This is a genomic window from Aquimarina sp. AU474 (assembly GCF_900312815.1).
Classification (GTDB): domain Bacteria; phylum Bacteroidota; class Bacteroidia; order Flavobacteriales; family Flavobacteriaceae; genus Aquimarina.
In genome coordinates this window covers 148,123-171,398 of sequence record NZ_OMPE01000003.1, presented here as the reverse complement: position 1 = coordinate 171,398, position 23,276 = coordinate 148,123, and the positions used below count along the sequence as shown (strand labels likewise).

Here is a 23,276-nt window from a genome sequence, read left to right as displayed (position 1 = left end):
AAAGATTAATTGTTATTTATTTTAAATTGATTGACTAATTTAGTTTTAATAATACCATCTTCTATTCCGATATAAACTTCTTGTTTTTGATCAAATAGTTTATTAAAAATATAGAATATATTATTTGCAACGGTATATTGAATTACTTGATCATTTGAATCGAAAACATTTAATAGCTTTGGAGTTAAGGCAAAAATAGAGCCTATTGCTTTAGTTTTTTTACCTTTAATTGTATGCACTAATGCGCCCGAATCACCAGGTCGAGAAAAATGTTTAATGAGAAGTTGCTTTTTAAAAATTTTCCTTCCATTATCGTAATCATCTGAATCTGATATGCGTATTGTGGCATTTAACGAATGTATAGTTGATCTTTTAGGTGTTCTGTTATTGTTTAAGCTTGTTGCTTGTCCTAATTGTTGAACGTTCATGTTTAATTTGGGCCTAGTGATCATTAACTCTGGTTTGCAGGAGAGATTATAGGTTTTTATCATTTTTTCGGCAATTTTCGGATCGAATTTTACAAATGCAACCTCTCTATAAATATCAAACGAATGCCAAAATAAGCTTCCAATTTTATTTGAATCCGAGTCATAAACTTTATCTCCCAGATTAGAAGTTTTGCCTGAAATCACATGCCAATTGGAGATTCCAAATAATTCGTCGGGAAAATCTTTTAATCTAAAAACCGCTCCAAGAGTACCCTTGTCTTTTTGGTTTTTTGAATAGATTGGTTGAGCACCGTATGGAAAAGAAAACCAATCCTTATAATTTATATTTGGGTTTATAATCTCTGTAAAAATTCCCTTTTCGAAAATATTTTTATCTTCTACATCTAATGTTTTTATCTCATCTACTGTAATAATTTTAGTATCTCTTGGTATAATTTTATTTTTGTTTTTTGGAGGTATAGGTAATAGTTTTGGGATTTTATTTTCAGGAAATCTTCCTTCATAGGCCCTTTGTACGTCTATATTCTCATCTAGTTCTACTTTTCCAACACCGGTTACACCAATTTCAATGGTATAGCGATCCGGATATGTTACAGATTTTACCACCGCTAAATACTTTACATATATTGATCTCATTAAGTAATTTTCATAATGTTCAAGAACTCTATTAGCCTGTCGATGATCATAATTATTCATAAAAATTTAAGTTTAGAATGGTAGTGAGTTACGATTATTTAGTTACTCCAAAACTCTACAAAAAACACATGTCAATCCATACCCAATACAGGGTATTTTCCCCGTTTTTAATTAAAAAACCAAAAGAGGTATACAGTCAGAACTTAAATTAAGTACTGATTAAAATTAATTTATAAAACTGAAAATCAGGGGTGTATGTGATTTATTCAGGTTGTAAATACGTCTTTAACGCGAACAACAATAAAATAAAGATAATGAAACCGATCAAAATAAAAAGACTGCCTTTGTAATATTTACGATGTAGTTTAAGGTCTTTGCGATAGCTAAATATCATTAAAATGATAAAAGCGATCACAAAAAAAAGTGCAAATACTAACTGGCCTTGGCTAAACATATTTTGTTATTTTTACGGCAAAGATAAATTATAAAAAAGGATTCATGAAAGATAAAATTGCCGCAGTACAAGAATTTCATTCTGCTTTTAGAATAGGATACAAGAATGAACCTATAGCAGATTTAGGAGAGGCTAAAAATACTTTACGCTTTAACTTAATGAAAGAAGAAAATGAAGAATATCTTGAAGCTGCTCAAAATAATGATCTAGTCGAAGTTGCAGATGCGTTAGGAGATATGTTATATATTTTGTGCGGTACAATTATAGAACATGGTATGCAGCATAAAATTGAAGAGGTCTTTAATGAAATTCAGCGTAGTAATATGAGTAAATTAGGGAAGGATGGTAATCCAATTTATCGTGAAGATGGTAAAGTGTTAAAAGGCCCTAATTATTTTAAACCAAATATTAAAGAGATCCTTGATAGATAAATAAAAAAAACTCCAGAAAATATTCTGGAGTTTTTTTATGTTATTTCTATAGTATTATACCTTATATCTCCACCCAAAAGTATCTTCGGCCTTATTATATTGAATATCCATTAGGGCTTTTTTGAAATGCGAGGCATACGAGTTTTCTTGTTTTTCGATTTCGTAATGTTCACCTTTATATCCAAACGCCTTTACTGGGCTTACTACTGCGGCAGTACCTGCGCCAAAAATTTCTTTCAAACTCCCATTATTTGCTGCTTCAACAATTTCGCTAACTTTTATAGGCCTAACATCTACACTAATACCTTCTTTTTCGGCAATAGCGATTAAACTTTTACGAGTAACTCCATCCAGAATACGATCACTCACAGGAGCTGTAAGTAGGGTGTCGTTTACTCTAAAGAACAGATTCATTGTTCCTGCTTCTTCTACATATTCATGACTGTTAGAGTCTGTCCATATTACTTGCTGGTATCCTTGTTCTTTTGCAAGTTTTGTAGGGTAAAATTGCCCAGCATAGTTACCTGCTGCTTTTGCATATCCAAAACCGCCATTGGCAGATCGACTAAATTTTTCTGCAACAAGTACACTTACATCACCACTATAATAGGACTGAGCAGGAGAGCAAATAATCATAAATCTATATTCATCCGCTTCAGATGCTGATACACTGGCTTGCGTAGCAATTACAAACGGTCTTATATATAATGAATTTCCATATCCTGATTTAATCCACTCCTCATCTAGTTTTAATAAAGTATTTAAACCATCAAAGAAATATTCTTCAGGGAATTCTGGTATAGCCAAACGTTCTGCCGACTTATTAATTCTTTTAAAATTTTCGTCAGGTCTAAATAAAAAAGTATCTCCATTATCGTCTTTGTATGCTTTCATTCCTTCAAAAACGGCTTGTCCATAATGAAAAACACGTGCTGAGGGATCTAGAGTCATAGGTCCATAAGGAATAATTTTTGGAGCTTTCCACTCTCCATCGACATAATCACAAACAAACATATGGTCGGTGAATATTTTTCCGAAATTTAGATTTTCAAAATCTACTTGTCCAATTTTGGATTCACTTGCTTTTGTAATTTCTATTTGCTGCGAAACTGTGTTTTTCATACTGTACTTTTTTAAGTGATCATGCTAGTTTATTTTTAGCATATTCCAGATACATTTGGTCTATGAATAATAATAATACTAACAACTTGCTATAAAGTACGCAAAAATACCCTTTTCTACTAAAATAAGAATTCTTAAAATGCGTAATTTTACACTCACTTATCAATAATTATAGAATAATGAATAAAAATGTATTTTTTTTAACAGTATTGTTGATTACAATTGGAAGTTGTACGAATAAAGAGAAGGTTTCTTTTTCAATTAAAAATACCGAATTGACGAATTTTGATGCATTTGGGGATCAAATCTCATCACAACAGATTTATCACAAAAATGCAATTGCGGAAAAGTATGAAAGCATTAAAGAAGGAGATACTGTAAATATAGCATTTACCAGTACAGTAAATAATGTGTGCAAAGCTAAAGGTTGTTGGATGAAAGTTGCATTGGATACAGATAAAGAAACTATGGTGAAATTTAAAAATTATGGTTTTTTTGTGCCAAAAGATATCGAAAATGATACAGTGATTGTTGAAGGTAAGGCATTTGTAAGCGAAATGTCTGTAGAAGATCAACGACATTTTGCAAGTGATGCTGGTAAAACCAAAGAGGAGATAGCAGCAATAACTACACCTAAAAAAACATATTCGTTCATTGCAGAAGGTGTTTTGATCAAAAAATAATGCAAGAAAAATTAAAACGCGAAATAATAACCACTGCAGATGGCTCTACTACAATTCATTTACCAGCATTAAATGAACAGTATCATTCAAAACATGGCGCTATTAATGAAGCCAAACATGTGTTTATTAAAGAAGGATTACACACTATTTTAGATACTGATGATTTTGAGATATTACATATTTTGGAAATTGGATTTGGAACAGGGTTAAATGCTTTGATTACGTATTTAGAAGGTGAAAAAAGAAACCAGAATATATGTTATGTAGGTGTAGAAGCATATCCAGTGGTTTTTGATGAAGTAAAATTGATGAATTATCCTGTGATACTTAATGCTTCCAACAAAGAAATAGTTTTTGATAAAATGCATCAATCTGTATGGGAGATTCCTAATAGTATTTCTTCTAATTTTGAACTCACAAAAAGGAAACAGTTTTTTACCGATATTGATGATGAAAATACGTTTAACCTTATTTATTTTGATGCTTTTGGAGCGAGAGTGCAACCCGAGCTATGGACTGTTGAAATTTTTTCAAAAATGTATGATGCATTAAAAACTAAGGGAGTATTGGTTACGTATTCGGCAAAAGGTAGTGTGAGAAGAGCAATGCAAGAAGTTGGTTTTGAAGTAGAAAGACTTCCTGGTCCACCTGGAAAGCGCGAAATGCTTAGGGCCACAAAGTCGTAATAAAAGTTTAAGGCTATAATTTTAAACGATTGTTAAACCTATAATAAAGAAATAGGTTTTGTTGTAGTCCAATAGTATTTTGCATGAAATTATAAGCTAATGAAGGTTTTAATTACTGGAGCAACCGGATTAATCGGCCAGGAAATTGTAAAGTTATGTCATCAATCAAAAATTGATGTCAACTACCTCACCACCAATAAAGACAAAATAAAAAGCACAAGTAATTATCAGGGTTTTTATTGGGATCCCAAAAATTATATTCTAGACGAAAATTGTTTTCTTGATGTTGAGGTTATTATTAACCTTGTTGGTGCATCTGTAGCAAAAAGATGGACTCCATCTTATAAAGAAGAAATACTAGAGAGTCGAATTATTTCAACTCATGTATTGTTAGAATCCTTAAAGAAAACAAAGCACACAGTTAGACATGTAATTTCTGCAAGTGCTATAGGTATTTATCCAGATTCTTTTCAAAATTATTATATGGAGAGCTCTCCAGAAAGAGATATAGGTTTTTTGGGTAATGTGGTAACAAAATGGGAAGAAACGATACTTCAATTTGAAACTTTAGGTATAGGAGTAAGTCTACTACGAATAGGCCTTGTTCTTTCTGAAAAGGGGGGAGCGTTTCCTAAAATTAAAAAACCAATTCAATTAGGTGTAGGTGCTGTTTTTGGAAATGGGAAACATTGGCAAAGCTGGATTCATGTTACAGATCTGGCTCGTATGTTTTTATATGTGTTAGAAGAAGAATTAACTGGAGTTTTTAATGCAGTAGCACCAAACCCTGTCTCTAACCAAAAACTGACCAACAGTATTGCTAATAAATTAAATAAGAAAATAGTTTTGCCGGGTGTACCAAGGCTTATTATGAAGCTTTTTTTAGGAGAAATGCACATTCTTTTGTTTGCAAGCCAACGTGTATGTAGTGACAAAATTTCAAAATCTGGTTTTGAGTTTACATATGGTAATATATCATCTGCATTAGATTCTTTACTTCCATAAAAAAAGCCGATTTTATTAAAATCGGCTTGATAATTAAAGTGTTATTGACTTTTAAGAAGTAGGATTGGCAACAATGCTAACTTTTAGTTCGATATCATCATTGATAAATTTATCTCCTAGGTTCTCGAATATAGATTTAGAACTATAATTTACTCCCCAATCTGTTCGATTAATGGTGAATATATCACTAATAAGGGTCATAGAATTATTATTTGTTTTGGTTGTAGCGGCAAACGAAATATTTTTTGTAATACCTTTAATAGTAAGATTACCTGAGATTTTGGCCATTCCTTCGTTTTCTTCAATCCCAGTAATCTCAAAAGTGGCATTAGGGAACTTGGCTACATTAAAGAAATGATCTTCAGTTCCTTTAGCTTCTCCTTTTAAATGGCCTTCAAGGCTTGTTTTCTCTTCACCTTCTAGATCTGTTACAGCAATGCTTAGCATATCTATAACAAAAGACCCACTCTGGATTTTTCCATCTTGCGCAGCTACATCTCCACTGGATATTTTTATAGTACCGCTATGTTGTCCTCCTGGTTTTTTACCAGTCCATTCAATTGTACTAGATTCTCCATTTACTTGATAGGCTAATGCTTTCATAGGTGTTTGTCTAACCTCTTTAACATCAGAGTTTTCTCTTGTTTTTTCTTTTTCACCTTTACATGATACTGCAGTTATAATAATCACTGTGATGGTTAATAGGTTAATCAGTTTGGTTTTCATAAGTTATATATTACGGTTGAAAATAATGTCAAAATTATTTTTTTCTAAAAAGAACGGTCTTAAATATATACTAAAATATTGCAATGACATTATGACATTAATTTAAAAATGGCAGTACTTTTGCTATTTCAAAATCAAAACTTATAATAGGTACGAGTTACATGAGTAAGAAAAATAAAAACACTGAAGATGTAAAAGATCAAGTAGAAGAAGTACTTGATACGCCACAGGAAGAAAATCTAAAGGAAGAAGAGTTAGATATAGAAACACAATTAAAAGAAGAGTTGGATAAAGAGAAGGATAAATTCTTGAGGCTTTTTGCAGAATTTGAAAACTATAAAAAACGTACTTCTAAAGAGCGTGTCGAATTGTTTAAAACTGCAAGTCAGGATGTAATACAATCGATGCTACCCGTTTTGGATGATTTCGATAGAGCTTTAAAAGAAATAGAAAAATCGAAAGATAAAGAATTAAGCAAAGGAGTAGAGCTTATTCATAACAAATTAAAAGAAGCCTTAAAGAGTAAAGGTCTGGAGCAAGTAGGGGTTAAAGCAGGAGATGTTTTTAATGCTGATGATCATGAAGCGATCACGCAAATACCTGCACCTAGCGATGATCTTAAAGGTAAGATTGTAGACGTTATAGAAAAGGGTTATAAACTTGGAGATAAAGTTATTCGTTTTCCAAAAGTAGTAACTGGACAATAATTAGGTATGAAGGAAGATTTTTACGACATATTAGGCATAAGTAAGAATGCTACTGATGCAGAAATTAAAAAAGCATATCGAAAAAAAGCGATAGAGTATCACCCTGACAAAAATCCAGGAGATAAATCTGCTGAAGAAAAATTTAAGAAAGCTGCAGAAGCTTATGAGATTTTAAGCGACCCTGATAAAAAAGCTCGTTATGACCAATATGGTCATCAAGCTTTTGAAGGCGGAGGCTTTGGTGGAGGTGGCATGAATATGGATGACATTTTCAGCCAATTTGGAGATATATTTGGTGGTGGCTTTAGCGGTTTCGGAGGTTTCGGAGGCGGTGGTGGTAGACAACGTAGAGTAAAAGGAAGTAATCTTCGTATTCGAGTTAAGCTTACTTTGGAAGAAATAGCAAACGGAGTAGAGAAAAAGATTATAGTAAAACGTAAAATTCAAGCTCCTGGTACTACATACAAAACTTGCGGGACGTGTAATGGTACAGGGCAGGTAACTCGTATTACTAATACTATATTAGGTAGAATGCAAACTGCCACAACTTGTTCTACCTGTGGAGGAGCTGGTCAAAGTATTGATTACAGACCGTCCGACGCTGATGGTCAAGGATTAAAAGTTACTGAAGAAACTGTAAGTATTAAAATTCCTGCAGGAGTAGAAGATGGTATGCAACTTAAAGTAGCAGGAAAAGGAAATGAAGCGCCAGGAGAAGGTGTTGCAGGAGATCTTTTGGTAGCTATTGAAGAACAGGATCATCCAGACTTACAGAGAGAAGGGAACAATTTGCATTATGATTTGTATGTAAGTTTTTCTGAAGCTGCGTTGGGTGCATCTAGAGAGATTGATACCGTATCTGGTAAAGTGCGTATTAAAATCGAAGAAGGCGTGCAGAGTGGTAAGATATTGAGATTAAGAGGAAAAGGTATTCCTAGTCTTAATGGATATGGTAAAGGAGATCTTTTGGTTCATGTTAATGTATGGACTCCAAAAACATTAAATAAAGAACAACGAGAATTTTTTGAAAAAATGTCAAAGGATGATCATTTTAGACCTAATCCTGATAGTGGAGAAAAGTCCTTTTTTGAGAAAGTAAAAGATATGTTTTCATAATGATTTATACGGTTTTACACCGTTCGAATCATTTACTTTATATTAACTTTTGATTAAGAAAAATTCGTATATTTGAAACATCACTAGCGCATTTAGTGATAATTTTTCTTTTTCATAGCAATTTTTTTCCCATCCTTAATACATGTATTTAGGGTGGGTTTTGTTTTTCTAGAAGCATTTAATTAGCATAAGTTTTTAAGTTTTCGTATCATTCAGCTTTCTTACAAACTACAATTATATTTTTTACTGTATATGGCTAATCTTTTAGAGGTACAAAATGCTACAAAACGATTTGGAAGCTTTACGGCATTGCATGATGTATCTATTCAAGTTCCTCGAGGAAGTATCTTTGGTTTGCTCGGTCCAAATGGAGCTGGTAAAACAACATTAATTCGGATTATTAATCAAATTACATTACCTGATCAAGGGAGCGTATATTTGGATAATGAATTGCTGAAAAAAGAACATATTAAAGATATAGGTTATCTGCCCGAAGAAAGAGGTTTGTATAAGTCTATGAAAGTAGGAGAACAAGCCCTATATCTAGCACAATTAAAAGGCCTGAGTAAAAGAGAAGCAAAAGAAAGACTTACCTATTGGTTTGATAAATTTGATATCACGCATTGGTGGAATAAAAAGATACAGGAACTATCCAAAGGGATGGCGCAAAAAGTACAATTTATTGTTACTGTTCTTCACAGACCAAAACTATTAATATTTGATGAACCATTTAGTGGATTTGATCCTATAAATGCAAATGTAATCAAAGATGAAATCTTACAGTTACGTGATGAAGGCGCTACAGTAATTTTTTCTACTCATAGGATGGAAAGTGTAGAAGAATTATGTGATCATATTGCCCTTATTAATAAATCAAAGAAAATTTTAGAAGGCAAAGTGTCCGATATAAAAAGAGCATATAAATCGAACACTTTTGAAGTTGGCCTTCGTACAGAAAATAGTAATGATCTTTATAATGACTTAAAGAATAAGTTTGATGTTAGCCCTGCTCATTTTAAAACTATTGATGAACAATTAAAATTAAAAATTACGTTAAACCAAAACACAGAGTCAAATCAACTACTTGGATATTTATCAGATAAAGCTCAAGTCATGAGGTTTAATGAAGTTATTCCAGGAGTTAACGAGATATTTATTAAAAGCATCACAGAAAATGAGTAACCTAAAATTAATTATCAAAAGAGAGTTTATAGCACGTGTTCGTAATAGAACTTTTGTGGTAATGACTTTTTTAAGCCCTTTGATCTTTGTTGGGATGATATCTTTGATCACCTGGTTGGCTACATTAAATAATGATGAGATCCGAGAGATTGCATTTTTTGATGAGACAGGTATGTTTGCTTCAGATTTTAAGAACTCAGATAACATAAACTATATTGATTATAGTAATTTACCTCTTAATGATGCCAAGGATTCTGTAATTATCAAAAGTTTATACGGTCTATTATATATCCCAAAGAAAGAATCTAATAGAGAGCTGGCTAAATCTGTACAATTTTATGCAGATGAAGCACCTAATATTTCTATCCTTAATGATATAGAGAATGTTATTGAAGGAAAATTAACAAATCAGAATTTTGAAAGTAAAGGTTTGGATTTGCAAATGATAGAAGACTCAAAGGCAAAAGTTAATATTTTGATTGAAAATTTCTCGGGCGAGAAAACATCCAAAATGACGAATTATATAAAAATGTTTTTTGGTGGTGCAGCTGGTTATTTTTTGATGATGTTTATTATTATTTATGGAAATATGGTAATGCGTTCGGTAATTGAAGAGAAAGCCAATAGAATTATTGAGATTATCATTTCTTCGGTAAAACCATTACAACTAATGATGGGCAAAATTTTGGGTACTTCTTTTGCAGGGATACTTCAGTTTATAATATGGGTCATTTTGGGAAGTATTTTGTTATTTGTTGCTACTTCAATTTTTGGGGTCAATCCCCAACCGGCAGCGGGAATAGATCCATCTTCTGTTTTACAAGAAGATCTTCAGCAAGAAGTACAATTAGTGCTTCAGGATATATTAAAACTCCCTCTTGGTACATTAGTACTTGCATTTTTTGTATACTTCATAGGAGGATATTTTTTATATAGTTCTATTTATGCGGCTATTGGTGCTGCTGTTGATAGTGAAACCGATTCTCAGCAGTTTATGTTGCCGATTATTTTACCACTTATGTTAGGGATTTACGTGGGATTCTTTTCGGTAATCGAAAATCCGCATGGAACGGTTTCTACTGTGTTTTCTATGATTCCGTTAACATCGCCAATAGTAATGTTAATGCGTATCCCTTTTGGGGTAAGTTGGTGGGAGGTTTTGATCTCTATTCTTCTCTTATTTGGAAGTATTATCTTTATGATATGGCTAGCTGGAAAAATATATAGAGTGGGTATACTAATGTATGGTAAAAAACCAAGCTATAAGGAATTATTTAAGTGGTTAAAATACTAGAAATGATGATTCAGGAAGAAATTGCGACACAAGTAAAAGATGTTATCCAAAAAGATATTTGGGGTGCTATTAAGGAATTTCTCAATTATGAAATCTTTCATTTTGGAGCCGATAGTCACCCTTTCATACTTACCGTTAGATTGTTGTTGTTTGTAGTTCTTATTCTCTTGGTAACTTCTTTTTTATTGAAGTTCTTTAAAAGATTAATGACAAGAAAACTTAAAAAAGAAGATAAAAGAAAGTTTGAATCAGTATTTTCTTTTTTAAAATACCTTGTATATATTATTGTACTTTTTGGAGCATTAGATGGTATTGGGTTTAATATCACGGCGATATTTGCTGCTTCTGCAGCATTGTTAGTAGGTGTAGGTCTTGCGCTACAAACATTTATTCAAGACATCTTGTCTGGGATTTTTATTTTTGTTGATAATACAGTACATGTAGACGATATAATAGAAATTGAAGGAAAAGTAGGAAGAGTTGAAGAAATAAAACTAAGAACTACAAGAGCGGTCACTATAGATAATAAAGTATTGATTATCCCCAACCATAAATATTTGTCTTCATCATTATATAATTGGACTCAAAATGGCACAATAACTCGAGAATCGATAGCAGTTGGTGTAGCTTATGGTAGTGATACACAATTGGTTAAAAAACTGTTGATGCAGGCTGCATCATCTAATGATCAGGTGCTAAAAGAACCCGAACCACTAGTGCTTTTTACGGATTTTGCTGATAGCTCATTAAATTTCAAATTGATATTTACTTTAAATGATAGTTTTCAAGGAGCAATACCAAAAAGTGAAATACGATTTGAGATTGATCGCCTATTTAGAGAGAATAATGTAAGTATTCCATTCCCACAACGTGAAGTAACCATTTTAAAGGAATAATATATAGGATATCGAGAAAACAACAACATATACGTCCCAGATATGAAAATCAAGAACCTGATTTTAATAATTTTATTCTTTTATACCTTTTGCGATGCTGTGAGGTCTCAGGATACAGATTTAGCAAGAGTAGAATACGCTTATATCCCACAAAAAGATAGTGATAATGTATACAGTAGAATAAGGTTTTCGGCTAATTACCCTATTAAAATGGGAAAGGAAGGAACATATTTTGTAATAAGTACACAATACAGATATAATAATTTAGATATAAAAGATGCCTTGCCCTTCGAAAACAGAGGAGATTTTAATAATTTTCATACGGTAGGTCTAGAATTGGGATACACTTTTAAAATGAATAATAATTGGCGTTTTGGAGCAAAACTAGGGGGGGCGATTTCTTCAAATTTTGAAGGTTCAGGTATAGAGAGTGATGATTTTAGATATACAGGTTCTATTTATTTGGTAAAGAGTTATAAAAATAGAGAAGCGCCAAGAAGTTCTAGATTAATTTTAGGTTTAAGATATACTACCCCTGCGAGTTTAAATTTTCCGTTACCAATAATAAACTATTTTAATAGATTTCATCCTAATTGGTCGTATTCGCTTGGTACTCCAAAAACAAGTATTAAATATTTTATTAATACAAAAAACACACTTCAAACATTTATAGGGTTAGATCGGTTTTATGGTAACTTGCAGAATAATAGGGCTTTTGTAGATGATAATGGCGAAGCTAAATTAGTAGAAAATGCTTCGATGCTTAACATTATAGGAGCTGTAGGTTATGAATATTTTTTTACGGAACACTTATTGTTCTATGTGTATGGAGGATATACATTAAGTAATGAGATCCGTCTACGTGATGGAGATCAAGAAAATGTATTAACAATAAATGATGAAAATACATTCTACTTTCGTAGTGGAATTAAATTAAAAATATAATGGCAAAAATATTAGTAATTGAAGACGAATCGGCTATCCGAAGAGTTCTAGTAAAGATATTATCTGAAGAAAGTGATAAATATGAATTGTTTGAAGCAGAAGATGGGCTTTCTGGAATAGAAAAAATAAAAAACGAGGACTACGATTTAATACTCTGTGATATCAAAATGCCTAAAATGGACGGAGTAGAAGTACTTGAGGCAGTAAAAAAAATAAAACCAGAAATTCCTATTGTAATGATATCGGGACATGGGGATTTGGATACTGCAGTAAATACCATGCGATTGGGAGCGTTTGATTATATTTCGAAACCACCCGATTTAAATAGATTATTAAATACGGTGCGTAATGCTCTAGATCGTAAAGAATTGGTTGTAGAAAACAAACGATTAAAGAAAAAGGTTTCTAAAAATTACGATATGATCGGGGAGTCAAATGCGATTTCTGAGATCAAAACTATTATAGAAAAAGTTGCAGCTACTGATGCTAGAGTACTTATTACGGGGCCTAATGGGACCGGTAAAGAATTGGTAGCGCATTGGATTCATCAAAAAAGTGAACGTTCTGCAGGGCCAATGATCGAAGTTAACTGTGCGGCAATACCTGGAGAATTGATAGAGAGTGAGCTATTTGGACACGTAAAAGGAGCATTTACATCGGCAAATAAGGATCGCGCAGGTAAATTTGAGGCGGCCAACGGAGGGACTATTTTTTTAGATGAGATTGGGGATATGAGTCTTTCGGCACAAGCAAAAGTTTTAAGAGCGCTTCAAGAAAATAAAATCCAAAGGGTAGGAAGTGATAAAGATATCAAGGTAAATGTAAGAGTTGTTGCTGCAACGAATAAAAATTTAAAGAAGGAAATAGCAGATAATAAATTTAGAGAAGATTTGTATCATAGATTAGCTGTGATCCTTATTAAAGTGCCAGCACTTAATGATCGTAGAGAGGATATTCCTTTATTAGTGGATTATTTTACCAACAAAATTTCGAATGAACAAGGTTCTCCTGCCAAAGCATTTTCTGCCAAAGCAATTAAACAATTGCAGCAATATGATTGGACAGGTAATATTAGAGAACTTCGTAATGTAGTCGAACGCTTGATTATTCTTGGAGGAAAAGAGGTAAGTGAGGAAGATGTTAAACTTTTTGCTTCAAAGTAAGTAGTAGAGTTATCTTTCGACAAATTTTGGATATGCCTTGGATAATGAAAAGAATCCTATTTATTGTATTACTAACTCTTAGTATACAAAACACATCTGCGCAATACGACTCTGGAGCCGTAAATTATGGTTTTGTGGCGATTAAAAGTTTTGGCCTTCAAAATGAAGTAGGTCTTGGCGCTAGAGTAGAGTACGCGTTTAATTGTTATACCACTTTTATGGGTGAATATAATCGTGCGTTTGCCGTGGGAGGTGAGGATGATTATGAAGGCTTTAATGAACTTGCTTTTGGAGTAAACCTTATTTTATTTAATTGGTATCCTACTACCATTACAGCTGGTATGAGTTATGTAGGTAATGATTCTAGTATTTTTGAAGAAATTGAAGATGAGGCTTTTCTTGGTATAAGAACGGGGAATTTTAATCATGGAGCGCAGATTAAAATTAGAGCATTACATCAAATATCAATTCCGGTACATGTTTTTGCAGAGCTTAATGTAAAAAGTTTGGGTAGGCGATATGATACATTTCTTATTGGATTTAGTTACGATTTTAATGCCAGATAAGAAATATTACTTTTTTAAATTCAGTTAAAACTCATTTTTTTAAAACAGAACTATTTTTATTACCATCCAAAACTTTAGTATCTTTCGAAGTATAACACAAATCGTAAAATGAAGAACATACACCACGAAGATTTTAAGGTTACAAACACAATAGAACTATCAAAAATTCCTACAGTTATTGATCTTGAAGAAAGTGATAAGAAAATTGAAAAGGAATTAGAAGAAGTACGTGAAAAACTAGGAGAACTGCAAGATACGTTATATGCTCACGGTAAATATGCTGTTTTGATTTGCCTTCAGGGTATGGATACTTCAGGAAAAGATAGTTTGATTAGAGAAGTGTTCAAAGATTTTAATACTCGAGGAATTATCGTTCACAGTTTTAAAGTACCTACAGATTTAGAATTAGGTCATGATTATTTATGGAGACATTATATAGCATTGCCACAACGCGGTAGGTTCGGAGTCTTTAACAGGACACATTACGAAAATGTTTTGGTCACTAGAGTTCATCCAGGTTATATTATGGGTGAGAATATTCCTAATGTAAATAGTGTTGATGATATTAACGACGAATTTTGGGATACACGTTTTGAGCAGATTAGAAACTTTGAAAAACATATTGCTCAAAATGGTACATTGATCTACAAGTTTTATTTGCATTTATCTAAAGATGAACAAAAAAATAGGCTACTGAGAAGGTTAAATAAAAAAGAAAAAAATTGGAAATTTTCTGCTGGTGATTTAAAGGAACGCAAGTTATGGGATCAGTATATGGATTGCTATGAGGATGCTATAAATAGAACATCGGTGTCACATGCTCCTTGGTATGTCATCCCGGCAGACGATAAACCTGCAGCAAGATATATTGTTGCAAAAACACTTTATGATACCCTAAGAGAGTATAACGATATACAAGAACCTGAGTTGGATGCAAAAACAAAAGCAAATTTAGGAGTATATAAAGAACAATTAGAAAACGAATAATAATTAGAATAAAGTTGCATTGCAACAAGATATATTTACTATGCTCAAGAAAATAATCCCCACACTTTTAGTTGTCATTGCTATGAATGGCTTTGCACAAAATGATGCTAAAGAAGATTCGACCATATTTAAAAAAATATACGATACTTCTTTGTTAAATGGTAAAAGCTATGCTTGGTTAGATCATTTGTCTAATCAAATAGGAGGGCGACTTTCGGGATCTATAAATGCTCAAAAAGCTGTAGAGTGGGGAGAAAAAGAATTAAAAGAATTGGGGATTGATAGGGTATGGTTACAATCAGTAATGGTGCCAAAGTGGACTCGTGGTGTAACCGAGTTTGCGTATATAGAGAGTGAGCCTGGAGTAACAACAAATGTTCCTATTTGTGCATTAGGAGGGTCTGTGCCTACTCCAATAGGAGGTATTAAATCTCCGATTATTGAGGTACAAGGATTAGATGATTTAAGAAAATTGGGAACTTCTGAAATAGAGGGTAGAATCGTTTTTTTTAATCGTCCAATGCAAGCTGATCTAATAGAAACGTTTAGAGCTTATGGAGGATGTGTAGATCAGCGTTATTCTGGTGCAGCCGAGGCAGCAAAGTTTGGAGCCGTTGGAGTAATTGTACGTTCTATGAATTTACGATTAGATGATTTACCACATACAGGAGCTATGAGTTATGGTGATTTATCTAATATGGATAAAATCCCTGCGGCGGCAATTAGCACTAATGGTGCAGATTTATTAAGCTCAATGCTGAAACTTAATCCCAAAATTAAGTTTCATATGAATATGAATTGTCGTTCATGGAAAGATGTAGAATCATTTAATGTAATCGGGCAAATAACAGGTAGTGAATTTCCAAATGAATATATGGTTGTTGGTGGACATCTCGATTCTTGGGATTTAGGTGATGGTTCTCATGATGATGGGGCTGGAGTAGTGCAATCTATGGAAGTCTTGCGATTATTTAAAGAGATTGGTTATAAGCCAAAACGATCAATACGTGTCGTACTATTTATGAATGAAGAAAATGGACTTCGAGGAGGAAAAAAATATGCCAAAGTGGCCAAGAGTAAAAATGAAAACCATGTCTTTGCATTAGAGAGCGATGCTGGAGGATTTACTCCCAGAGGGTTCTCTTTTGATTGCGATGATACTAATTTTGCTCGTGTTCAAGGATGGAAATCACTTTTTGAACCATATCTAGTACATTATTTTGCCAAAGGCGGAAGCGGGGCAGATATAGGTCCGCTTAAAAAAGAGGGAATAGTGTTGGCAGGATTAAGACCAGATTCTCAACGTTACTTCGATTATCATCATGCCAAAAATGATACTTTTGATGCGGTTAACAAACGTGAGCTCGAATTGGGAGCAGCGACAATGACCAGTCTGGTGTATCTTTTTGATAAATATGGAGTGAAATAATCAAAATAAATAAAAATATAGTATATGCGTATTTTATGGTTTTTTACATTTTTATTTTTATTCAATAATGTTGTCGGTCAAGAGAAAAATTCACCTAGTAAAAAACTGTTCGTATATGGAGGTCAAGTAAATAAAGAATTTATAAAATATACAGCCAAACTCACAGGTAAGAAAAGACCTAAAATTTGTTTTGTACCGACAGCTACGGGAGATAATGAGCGATATATGAATTTTTGGTATAACCTATGCTCAGATCTTGAAGTGGAGCCTCATGTCCTAAAAGTTTGGATAAACTCATACAGACAGAAAGAATCTTTTGAAGAGATTCTTACCCATATGGATGCTATAATTGTTGGTGGAGGTAATACTTTGAATATGTTGGCTATTTGGAAAGCTCAACAAATAGATTTAGCTTTAAAAAAGGCATATGATAAGGGGGTAGTATTAGCAGGTGGTAGCGCAGGTTCACTATGTTGGTTTAATGGAGGGACCACAGATTCGAGACCAAAAGAACTTAGTATCGTAAAAGGTTTGGGTTTTTTAGATTATAGTCATTGTCCGCATTATAATTCTGAAGAATCAAGAAGGCCATTGTATCATGATAATATCATGAAAGGAATACTTAAGAATGGATATGCTTGTGATGATAAATCTGGGATTCTTTTTGTAAATGGAAAAGTTGAAAAAGCAGCATCCTTAGATGAAAAGAATAATTCTTATTTCGTATATAAAAAAGATGACAAAATCATAGAAGAGAAAATAGAGGCAGAGATTATTAATTGATTTTAGTTATATAAAAAAGACTACTGACATAAGGTTGTCATCACTTGGGTTTTATTTTGTACTAAACCAATAATAGATGATAGAACATAGGAGTTTAAAAAATACAGATGTAAAAGAAATTCATATAGCCTTTACTGATGCTTTTTCAAATTATGAAGTCCCTTTTAATCTTACATATCAAGAATTAACTTACCTGCTCGAGAGACGAGGATTTAACCAAGAAATGTCTTACGGTTCTTTTTGTAAAGACAAATTAGTTGGTTTTGTATTGAATAGTATCGAAGAGTGGAAAGGAATACCTACCGCTTATGATACGGGTACCGGGATCATTAAAGAATTTCAAGGTAAAGGTATTGCTAAGGACTTATTTGCCTTTTGTATTAAGGATCTGAAAAAGAAAGGTATGCAACAATATCTTCTTGAAGTCATAAAAACAAATACAAAAGCTATTCAATTATACAAAGATCTAGGTTTTCAAATATGCAAAGATTACGATTATTATGTGTTTGCTCAGTCAAAACTAAACTACATTACTTCAAAAAATAGTTTTGATATTAATATTGAGGAAACATCTATGATGAGAAGAAATGAAATCGAACAATGTGCTTCTATAGATCCATCGTGGCAAAATAGTTTTACTTCAATTCATCGAAAAATAAAAAATTTTACCGTTTTAAAAGCTTCAATACAAGGTGAAAGTATAGGATATGGTATTATTGAAAAACATACGGGTGATATACCTCTACTTGCGATTCATCCGGATTTCAGAAATAGAGGTATAGGAACTTCTTTATTAAAACACTTAGGGAGTTTTTCTCAATCTGAGCAAATTAAAATGATCAACATTCAAAGTGATTATAAACCTTTTAAAGAACTGTTTAGGAGTTTGCAAATATCACCTGGTAAGGGGCAATACGAGATGATTTTAAAATTTTAATAGAATATTTATGAATAGGCTACAGAAACAAATGAAACGGGAATTTGAAGATAAAGAATTATTTGAGCAGGCCCGTTCTTACGCTTATGAATATATTGATGGAATAGAAGAAATGAATGTGTTTCCGTCACAATCTAGCTTGAAAAACCTTACTCGTTTTGATGAACCTCTTCAAGAAAAAACCATCCGAGCAAAAGAAATTATAGATCAATTACATGCTTTTGGATCTCCTGCTACTATAGCTCAAATAGGCGGTAGATATTTTGGTTTTGTTAATGGTGGAGCTGTGCCTGTTTCTTTAGGAGTAAAATGGTTATCTGATATATGGGATCAATGTGGCGGATTGTATCTTACATCGCCTGTAAACGCTATGTTAGAAGATGTGTGTGAAAATTGGTTGAAGGATATATTTGATTTCCCTCAGGAAACTGTTGCTGGATTTGTAAGTGGTACATCTATGGCTAATTTATGTGGATTGGCAGCTGCTCGTTTTCACCTACTTCATAAACTAGGGTGGAATGTTCATGAAAGTGGACTTAATGGAGCTCCTAAATTAAGAATATTAGCACATGAGCAAGTACACGCTAGTGTAAAAAAGACCTTGGGGATGCTAGGGTTTGGTACAAATAGTATTGAGTGGTTACCTTCTGATGATCAAGGAAGATTAGTAGTAAAAGAGTTACCCAAATTAGATAATCATTGCCTTATTTTATTACAAGCGGGTAATGTAAATACTGGAGCTTTTGATGATTTTGATACCGTATGTGATTTAGCAAATCAAGTTGGTGCATGGGTACATATAGATGGTGCCTTTGGACTTTGGGCAAGAGCTACAAAAACATTATCCCATTTAACCAAAGGGATGGAAAAAGCATCGTCATGGGCAGTAGATGGTCATAAAACATTAAATACACCCTATGATTCGGGAATAATTATGTGTCGCTATCCAGATGCATTGGTTAGCGCATTGCAATCAACAGGTGAATATATTATTTATAGTAAACAAAGAGACCCGCTTTTATATACTCCAGAAATGTCAAAAAGATCAAGAGCTATCGAGCTTTGGGCAACAATGAAATATCTAGGTAAAGATGGCATTGATCAAATGATTACAACTTTTCATGAAAGAGCAAAACAGTTAGAATTAGGATTACGAAAACTAGGATTGAAAGTTATTAATGATGTTGTTTTTAACCAGGTATTGATCGCTGGGGAAAATGATGAAAGAACAAAAGAGATGATTCAATATGTCCAAGAATCCAAAGAGTGTTGGGTTGGTGGATCTACCTGGCAAGAAAAACAGGTGATTCGTATAAGTATATGCTCTTGGATGACTAGTAAACAAGACATAGAAAGAACGATCGCGGTATTTGAAAAAGCAATAAAAAATAAATGTAGACTTTATTAAAGCGAATTATATTTTTTAGGTTACCTAATGGTAATGGTTAGTTTTTTTCCTCTCCACTTTGGGGGATACCCCCCTTTTATATTTTCGAATAGAAGTATACTTTTACTTCTGTAATCACAACCTCATAGCACGTGTAGAATAGAGTATCTCTTTACATACTCTTATAGTGCTGTTTCGTCTATAAACAATATTATAACACGTAATATTAACTATAAATACGAAGCTATGAATAAAATATTTCAACCGTTGTTATCTAATATAAGATTCTTAGGATTCTTCTGTCTTTCGATTTTTTTTATGTCATGTGACCCAGATGCCGATTTGATAAATATAAATAATGCGTCCTCTAATGAAGTTGGACTTTTGGTTGATGGTCTAAAAGGAGGAGCACAAGTTAATGATGTCACTTATACTGTAAATGGCCCAATACAAAATGTTGGCATTTTTACAGCTCCAGGAAGTAATGGAGAAATTTTTGGATTTAATACTGATCGACCTGTTGCTATTATTGATCCTATGAATTGGACAGCAAATAGAGATGAGCCTAATTTGAATTTTAATAACATTATTCAAATTCCGGTTAAGGTATGGATCGTAAAAGGAAACTTTAATACGCAACGAGCATTGGCTATTAGCCATTGTGTGTATACTGCTAATGTATGGAGCACAGAAAGAATGGGCGTACAGTTTAGTCCTTTTGAAATTGTAGATGCCACGGGTGATCCTGATGCACCTACATATTATAATTTTGATTGTTCATTAAAATCCGGAATAGAAAATGATATAGGCAAGGATGCAGGTAAAATTAATATCTACTACGTAGAAACTGTAGATGGTGGTACTTCTAGAGGGCAAGCTTGCAATATAGGTAGTGATTTTGTAGCTATGGGAGAGAATACGTTTTCAGACCTTTTATCTCATGAACTCGGGCATGATTTTGGTCTTTTTCACACCGATACTAATGCTAATTTTGATCAAACAGGAATTATGCATTCAGGTAGTGTTACTCGAGCTTTCATCACCGAAGGACAATTGTTTAGAGCGCATTTGGTTCCAGGATCAGCTATTAATGCGGTGTACAATGCTAGACCTGGTGAGCCCACAAGAAACTGCGGACATAATGCATCTACAGAAACGTGCCCAAGCATAGATAAAAGAATATGGGCAGATGGTGTTTTTCCTGCAAATTAATATTTTAAAATAACTTAAATTTATAGCACATGTATCTATATAAAATAAAATATTCACTTTTTGCTCTTGGAGTATTACTTCTTGGGTGTATAGGTTATTCTCAGAATAATGAGATCATTCAAGAATTGTTTTTGGGTTGGCAAACCTCAAATTGTAGTATAGGAGAAGAAAAACAACTCATCAAAAAACTTAGAGTAAATGCCGATTTCATTTTACCTGTTCTAATTAGAGGGTTCGAAGAAGGCCCTTCTATAGATTATCTTAAAACAGTTACTCAGGCCGAAATAAAACGATTACGTATTAATCAAGAAACTATCGCTAATCAATCCATAAACACAGGCCTTAGCGAAGAGGATTTAAAAATTGCCAGAGAGATAAATATTGAACAGGAAGAAGGTAGGATTCAAAAAGGGGTTAGGAAAGGCTGGAAAACAAGAGCCTTAACAGGAATAGGATACCTTAATACCGAAGACTCTAAGGCATACATTCAGGAAATTCTGAAAGATGAAAAAAATGAATTTAATCCTTTACTCAAATCAATTTTACATCGTAATAAGAAATAAGATATAGCTACTCCATGAATATAGTATTTGTGGAGTATTATATTTTTTAACAAGAAAAATTACCATTGCAAAACACTGCCATATAAATTATAACGGCTATACCAATGATGATATTTAAAATAGGTAAACTAGCGAATATTATAGATAATAGATGTTTCTTCCGTACAAATAATATCCAAGCCGTAACGATAGCTATAAACGTGACAAACGGATAGGCAATTAAACTTACTACTAATGTGATTGTAGGAATACTATCTTCTGATCCAGGACTATCAAACATCATAGCAGACATCATGATCATTGGCAAAGATGGAAACACTAAGATTCCAAAAATAATACTGGCCACAATTAGATAAACACGGGTGTTGTTTCTTTTTTTTATTTCCTTTGTAGGAACAGAGATCGTTGACATAGATTTGTATTAATAACGTTAAATATACGATAAGTATATTTTAGTTTATTAAGGTTCTAATACCTTTACGCCTTCAAAACTTGAGAATGATAAATCAGTACACTAAGGAATTTCGATATAATCTAAAATTGGCTACGCCCGTTATGATGGGGATGATTGGTCATACTCTGGTTGCATTGGTAGATAATATTATGGTAGGACAGTTAGGTACCGCCGAATTAGCTGCAGTTTCTTTAGGAAATAGTTTTATGTTTATTGCAATGTCTTTAGGAATTGGGTTTTCTACAGCAATTACACCATTGGTTGCAGAAGCAGATGCAGAAAATAATTTTAAAACAGGTAAATCTGCTTTCAAGCACGGTTTATTTTTGTGTACCGTACTAGGGATTATGTTATTTCTTGTAATTCTATTAGCAAAGCCATTGATGTACCTTATGAATCAGCCCGAAGAGGTAGTGGCATTAGCGCTGCCGTATTTGGATTTGGTTGCTTTTTCTTTAATACCATTAATTAGTTTTCAAGCATTAAAACAATTTTCTGATGGTTTATCGATGACTAGATACCCTATGTATGCTACGTTGCTAGCAAATGTGGTAAATGTGGTGTTAAATTATTTATTGATTTTTGGGAAATTTGGTTTCCCTCAAATGGGTATTGTTGGGGCAGCTGTAGGTACCTTAGTATCTAGAGTTGTAATGATTATATTTTTATGGGTTTTTCTAAAAAGAAAAGAAAAATCTTCGGATTATGTTACACAAATTAAATTCTTTGTTCTTGAAAACAGGATGATGAAAAAGATATTAGCATTAGGTTTTCCTTCGGCTTTACAGATGTTTTTTGAAGTTGCAATTTTTACAGCAGCAATTTGGTTATCTGGGATTTTGGGAAAGAACCCGCAAGCTGCTAATCAGATAGCTTTAAACTTATCTTCTATGACTTTTATGGTCGCTATGGGATTGAGTGTTGCCGCTATGGTAAGAGTTGGAAATCAAAAAGGATTACAACAATTTTCTAATTTGAGAAGGATTGCAATCTCTATTTTTTTATTAGGTTTTTTAATTGCCACGGTTTTTGCTTTGGTCTTCGTGGTTTGTAATTCGATGCTGCCTAAGATATATTTAGACGTAGATGATGTAGAGAACTTAGTTGATAATTCTGAGGTTATACGTATAGCATCTAAGCTACTTATTATTGCCGCATTGTTTCAAATTTCTGATGCAATACAAGTTACTGTATTAGGCGCATTAAGGGGGCTTCAGGATGTAAAAATACCTACCTTTATTACTTTTGTAGCCTACTGGGTGGTGGGATTCCCAATTAGCTATTATTTAGGCTTGTATACTGATTATAAGAGCTCTGGTATTTGGATTGGTTTATTGGCGGGTCTAACAACTTCGGCATTATTGTTGTATTTTAGGTTTAATAAGTTGACAAAAGATTTAATCAAAAAGAATTAAATTTTTAAATAAAAACGGGAAAGAAATACGTTTTATTGACTTGATGCG

Annotated in this window: 25 protein-coding genes; 20 read left to right on the top strand and 5 right to left on the bottom strand. The window is 33.0% G+C overall.

The annotated features are described in order from the left end of the window. Positions 1-5: 5 nt before the first annotated feature. Together DK508_RS01115 and DK508_RS21400 are read right to left on the bottom strand one after the other, a co-directional pair. Positions 6-1,145, bottom strand: a complete 1,140-nt coding sequence (locus DK508_RS01115) for a hypothetical protein (RefSeq protein WP_160114510.1) — start codon at positions 1,143-1,145, stop codon at positions 6-8. A 202-nt stretch (positions 1,146-1,347) separates the two neighbouring features. Next, complete coding sequence (locus DK508_RS21400) at positions 1,348-1,539, bottom strand: hypothetical protein (RefSeq protein ID WP_109298890.1); 192 nt, start codon at positions 1,537-1,539, stop codon at positions 1,348-1,350. A 44-nt stretch (positions 1,540-1,583) separates the two neighbouring features. Between DK508_RS21400 and DK508_RS01105 the strand changes: the two genes are divergently transcribed. Next, positions 1,584-1,970: a nucleoside triphosphate pyrophosphohydrolase family protein gene (locus tag DK508_RS01105; RefSeq protein WP_109298889.1), complete on the top strand. Its 387-nt coding sequence runs from the start codon at positions 1,584-1,586 to the stop codon at positions 1,968-1,970. Between the two features lie 54 nt (positions 1,971-2,024). Here the strand turns inward: DK508_RS01105 and DK508_RS01100 are convergent, their stop codons facing one another. Continuing rightward, positions 2,025-3,092: a branched-chain amino acid aminotransferase gene (locus DK508_RS01100; protein WP_109298888.1), complete on the bottom strand. Its 1,068-nt coding sequence runs from the start codon at positions 3,090-3,092 to the stop codon at positions 2,025-2,027. A gap of 179 nt (positions 3,093-3,271) precedes the next feature. On the opposite strand from DK508_RS01100, the gene DK508_RS01095 reads away from it, so the two are divergent. The 3 genes from DK508_RS01095 (at position 3,272) to DK508_RS01085 (ending at position 5,466) form a co-directional block, all read left to right on the top strand. Further along, positions 3,272-3,775 carry a DUF4920 domain-containing protein gene (locus DK508_RS01095; RefSeq protein ID WP_109298887.1) on the top strand — a complete coding sequence of 168 codons (504 nt, stop codon included), beginning with the start codon at positions 3,272-3,274 and terminating at the stop codon, positions 3,773-3,775. Then, positions 3,775-4,461, top strand: coding sequence for a tRNA (5-methylaminomethyl-2-thiouridine)(34)-methyltransferase MnmD (gene mnmD / locus DK508_RS01090; RefSeq protein ID WP_109298886.1), 687 nt, complete (start codon positions 3,775-3,777; stop codon positions 4,459-4,461). Before DK508_RS01095 ends, mnmD begins: the two co-directional genes overlap by 1 nt. 99 nt (positions 4,462-4,560) lie before the next feature. After that, on the top strand, positions 4,561-5,466 hold the full coding sequence (locus DK508_RS01085; RefSeq protein WP_109298885.1) for a TIGR01777 family oxidoreductase: 906 nt from the start codon (positions 4,561-4,563) through the stop codon (positions 5,464-5,466). 51 nt (positions 5,467-5,517) lie between these two features. Here the strand turns inward: DK508_RS01085 and DK508_RS01080 are convergent, their stop codons facing one another. Beyond that, positions 5,518-6,192, bottom strand: a complete 675-nt coding sequence (locus DK508_RS01080) for a YceI family protein (protein WP_109298884.1) — start codon at positions 6,190-6,192, stop codon at positions 5,518-5,520. A gap of 161 nt (positions 6,193-6,353) precedes the next feature. On the opposite strand from DK508_RS01080, the gene DK508_RS01075 reads away from it, so the two are divergent. From DK508_RS01075 to DK508_RS01005, 15 genes are all read left to right on the top strand, one after another. After that, entirely contained in the window at positions 6,354-6,899 is a 546-nt protein-coding gene (locus DK508_RS01075) for a nucleotide exchange factor GrpE (protein WP_109298883.1), read from the top strand. Positions 6,900-6,905: 6 nt separating this feature from the next. Then, the gene (dnaJ, locus tag DK508_RS01070; RefSeq protein WP_109298882.1) at positions 6,906-8,015 is read left to right on the top strand and encodes a molecular chaperone DnaJ; all 1,110 of its coding nucleotides are present in this window, start codon (positions 6,906-6,908) and stop codon (positions 8,013-8,015) included. A gap of 252 nt (positions 8,016-8,267) precedes the next feature. Next, a complete protein-coding gene (locus tag DK508_RS01065) occupies positions 8,268-9,197 on the top strand; it encodes an ABC transporter ATP-binding protein (protein WP_109298881.1) in 930 nt (309 codons plus the stop codon). After that, complete coding sequence (locus DK508_RS01060; RefSeq protein WP_109298880.1) at positions 9,190-10,491, top strand: ABC transporter permease; 1,302 nt, start codon at positions 9,190-9,192, stop codon at positions 10,489-10,491. The genes DK508_RS01065 and DK508_RS01060 overlap by 8 nt, the downstream gene beginning before the upstream one ends. 2 nt (positions 10,492-10,493) lie before the next feature. After that, positions 10,494-11,387, top strand: coding sequence for a mechanosensitive ion channel family protein (locus tag DK508_RS01055; protein WP_235016240.1), 894 nt, complete (start codon positions 10,494-10,496; stop codon positions 11,385-11,387). 42 nt (positions 11,388-11,429) lie between these two features. Beyond that, a complete protein-coding gene (locus DK508_RS01050) occupies positions 11,430-12,332 on the top strand; it encodes a DUF6268 family outer membrane beta-barrel protein (RefSeq protein ID WP_235016239.1) in 903 nt (300 codons plus the stop codon). Beyond that, entirely contained in the window at positions 12,332-13,495 is a 1,164-nt protein-coding gene (locus DK508_RS01045) for a sigma-54 dependent transcriptional regulator (protein ID WP_109298879.1), read from the top strand. Before DK508_RS01050 ends, DK508_RS01045 begins: the two co-directional genes overlap by 1 nt. 44 nt (positions 13,496-13,539) lie before the next feature. Next, positions 13,540-14,061, top strand: coding sequence for a hypothetical protein (locus DK508_RS01040; RefSeq protein WP_160114509.1), 522 nt, complete (start codon positions 13,540-13,542; stop codon positions 14,059-14,061). 108 nt (positions 14,062-14,169) lie between these two features. Further along, positions 14,170-15,048 (top strand): PPK2 family polyphosphate kinase, encoded by an 879-nt coding sequence (locus DK508_RS01035; protein ID WP_109298877.1) that lies wholly within the window; start codon positions 14,170-14,172, stop codon positions 15,046-15,048. A 40-nt stretch (positions 15,049-15,088) separates the two neighbouring features. Continuing rightward, complete coding sequence (locus tag DK508_RS01030; RefSeq protein ID WP_109298876.1) at positions 15,089-16,477, top strand: M20/M25/M40 family metallo-hydrolase; 1,389 nt, start codon at positions 15,089-15,091, stop codon at positions 16,475-16,477. Between the two features lie 24 nt (positions 16,478-16,501). After that, positions 16,502-17,260, top strand: coding sequence for a peptidase E (locus DK508_RS01025; protein ID WP_109298875.1), 759 nt, complete (start codon positions 16,502-16,504; stop codon positions 17,258-17,260). 76 nt (positions 17,261-17,336) lie between these two features. Beyond that, positions 17,337-18,197, top strand: coding sequence for a GNAT family N-acetyltransferase (locus DK508_RS01020; RefSeq protein WP_109298874.1), 861 nt, complete (start codon positions 17,337-17,339; stop codon positions 18,195-18,197). Positions 18,198-18,207: 10 nt separating this feature from the next. Next, positions 18,208-19,605, top strand: coding sequence for an aminotransferase class V-fold PLP-dependent enzyme (locus DK508_RS01015; RefSeq protein ID WP_109298873.1), 1,398 nt, complete (start codon positions 18,208-18,210; stop codon positions 19,603-19,605). Positions 19,606-19,830: 225 nt separating this feature from the next. Continuing rightward, positions 19,831-20,796, top strand: coding sequence for a M66 family metalloprotease (locus DK508_RS01010; protein ID WP_160114508.1), 966 nt, complete (start codon positions 19,831-19,833; stop codon positions 20,794-20,796). Between the two features lie 29 nt (positions 20,797-20,825). After that, positions 20,826-21,359: a hypothetical protein gene (locus DK508_RS01005; protein WP_109298871.1), complete on the top strand. Its 534-nt coding sequence runs from the start codon at positions 20,826-20,828 to the stop codon at positions 21,357-21,359. A 46-nt stretch (positions 21,360-21,405) separates the two neighbouring features. Here the strand turns inward: DK508_RS01005 and DK508_RS01000 are convergent, their stop codons facing one another. Beyond that, on the bottom strand, positions 21,406-21,771 hold the full coding sequence (locus tag DK508_RS01000; protein WP_109298870.1) for a hypothetical protein: 366 nt from the start codon (positions 21,769-21,771) through the stop codon (positions 21,406-21,408). A gap of 86 nt (positions 21,772-21,857) precedes the next feature. Here DK508_RS01000 and DK508_RS00995 point away from each other — a divergent pair, with 86 nt between their 5' ends. Further along, positions 21,858-23,228, top strand: a complete 1,371-nt coding sequence (locus tag DK508_RS00995) for an MATE family efflux transporter (RefSeq protein ID WP_109298869.1) — start codon at positions 21,858-21,860, stop codon at positions 23,226-23,228. Positions 23,229-23,276: the final 48 nt, after the last annotated feature.

Coding starts and splice junctions, on each gene's coding strand:
- DK508_RS01045 (WP_109298879.1), top strand. CDS start 12,332: ATGGCAAAAATATTAGTAATTGAAGACGAATCGGCTATCCGAAGAGTT.
- DK508_RS01060 (WP_109298880.1), top strand. CDS start 9,190: ATGAGTAACCTAAAATTAATTATCAAAAGAGAGTTTATAGCACGTGTT.
- DK508_RS01015 (WP_109298873.1), top strand. CDS start 18,208: ATGAATAGGCTACAGAAACAAATGAAACGGGAATTTGAAGATAAAGAA.
- DK508_RS01085 (WP_109298885.1), top strand. CDS start 4,561: ATGAAGGTTTTAATTACTGGAGCAACCGGATTAATCGGCCAGGAAATT.
- mnmD (WP_109298886.1), top strand. CDS start 3,775: ATGCAAGAAAAATTAAAACGCGAAATAATAACCACTGCAGATGGCTCT.
- DK508_RS01080 (WP_109298884.1), bottom strand. CDS start 6,192: ATGAAAACCAAACTGATTAACCTATTAACCATCACAGTGATTATTATA.
- DK508_RS21400 (WP_109298890.1), bottom strand. CDS start 1,539: ATGTTTAGCCAAGGCCAGTTAGTATTTGCACTTTTTTTTGTGATCGCT.
- DK508_RS00995 (WP_109298869.1), top strand. CDS start 21,858: ATGATAAATCAGTACACTAAGGAATTTCGATATAATCTAAAATTGGCT.
- DK508_RS01035 (WP_109298877.1), top strand. CDS start 14,170: ATGAAGAACATACACCACGAAGATTTTAAGGTTACAAACACAATAGAA.
- DK508_RS01005 (WP_109298871.1), top strand. CDS start 20,826: ATGTATCTATATAAAATAAAATATTCACTTTTTGCTCTTGGAGTATTA.
- DK508_RS01020 (WP_109298874.1), top strand. CDS start 17,337: ATGATAGAACATAGGAGTTTAAAAAATACAGATGTAAAAGAAATTCAT.
- DK508_RS01115 (WP_160114510.1), bottom strand. CDS start 1,145: ATGAATAATTATGATCATCGACAGGCTAATAGAGTTCTTGAACATTAT.
- DK508_RS01000 (WP_109298870.1), bottom strand. CDS start 21,771: ATGTCAACGATCTCTGTTCCTACAAAGGAAATAAAAAAAAGAAACAAC.
- DK508_RS01100 (WP_109298888.1), bottom strand. CDS start 3,092: ATGAAAAACACAGTTTCGCAGCAAATAGAAATTACAAAAGCAAGTGAA.
- DK508_RS01010 (WP_160114508.1), top strand. CDS start 19,831: ATGAATAAAATATTTCAACCGTTGTTATCTAATATAAGATTCTTAGGA.
- DK508_RS01105 (WP_109298889.1), top strand. CDS start 1,584: ATGAAAGATAAAATTGCCGCAGTACAAGAATTTCATTCTGCTTTTAGA.
- DK508_RS01055 (WP_235016240.1), top strand. CDS start 10,494: ATGATGATTCAGGAAGAAATTGCGACACAAGTAAAAGATGTTATCCAA.
- dnaJ (WP_109298882.1), top strand. CDS start 6,906: ATGAAGGAAGATTTTTACGACATATTAGGCATAAGTAAGAATGCTACT.
- DK508_RS01050 (WP_235016239.1), top strand. CDS start 11,430: ATGAAAATCAAGAACCTGATTTTAATAATTTTATTCTTTTATACCTTT.
- DK508_RS01065 (WP_109298881.1), top strand. CDS start 8,268: ATGGCTAATCTTTTAGAGGTACAAAATGCTACAAAACGATTTGGAAGC.
- DK508_RS01040 (WP_160114509.1), top strand. CDS start 13,540: ATGAAAAGAATCCTATTTATTGTATTACTAACTCTTAGTATACAAAAC.
- DK508_RS01075 (WP_109298883.1), top strand. CDS start 6,354: ATGAGTAAGAAAAATAAAAACACTGAAGATGTAAAAGATCAAGTAGAA.
- DK508_RS01025 (WP_109298875.1), top strand. CDS start 16,502: ATGCGTATTTTATGGTTTTTTACATTTTTATTTTTATTCAATAATGTT.
- DK508_RS01030 (WP_109298876.1), top strand. CDS start 15,089: ATGCTCAAGAAAATAATCCCCACACTTTTAGTTGTCATTGCTATGAAT.
- DK508_RS01095 (WP_109298887.1), top strand. CDS start 3,272: ATGAATAAAAATGTATTTTTTTTAACAGTATTGTTGATTACAATTGGA.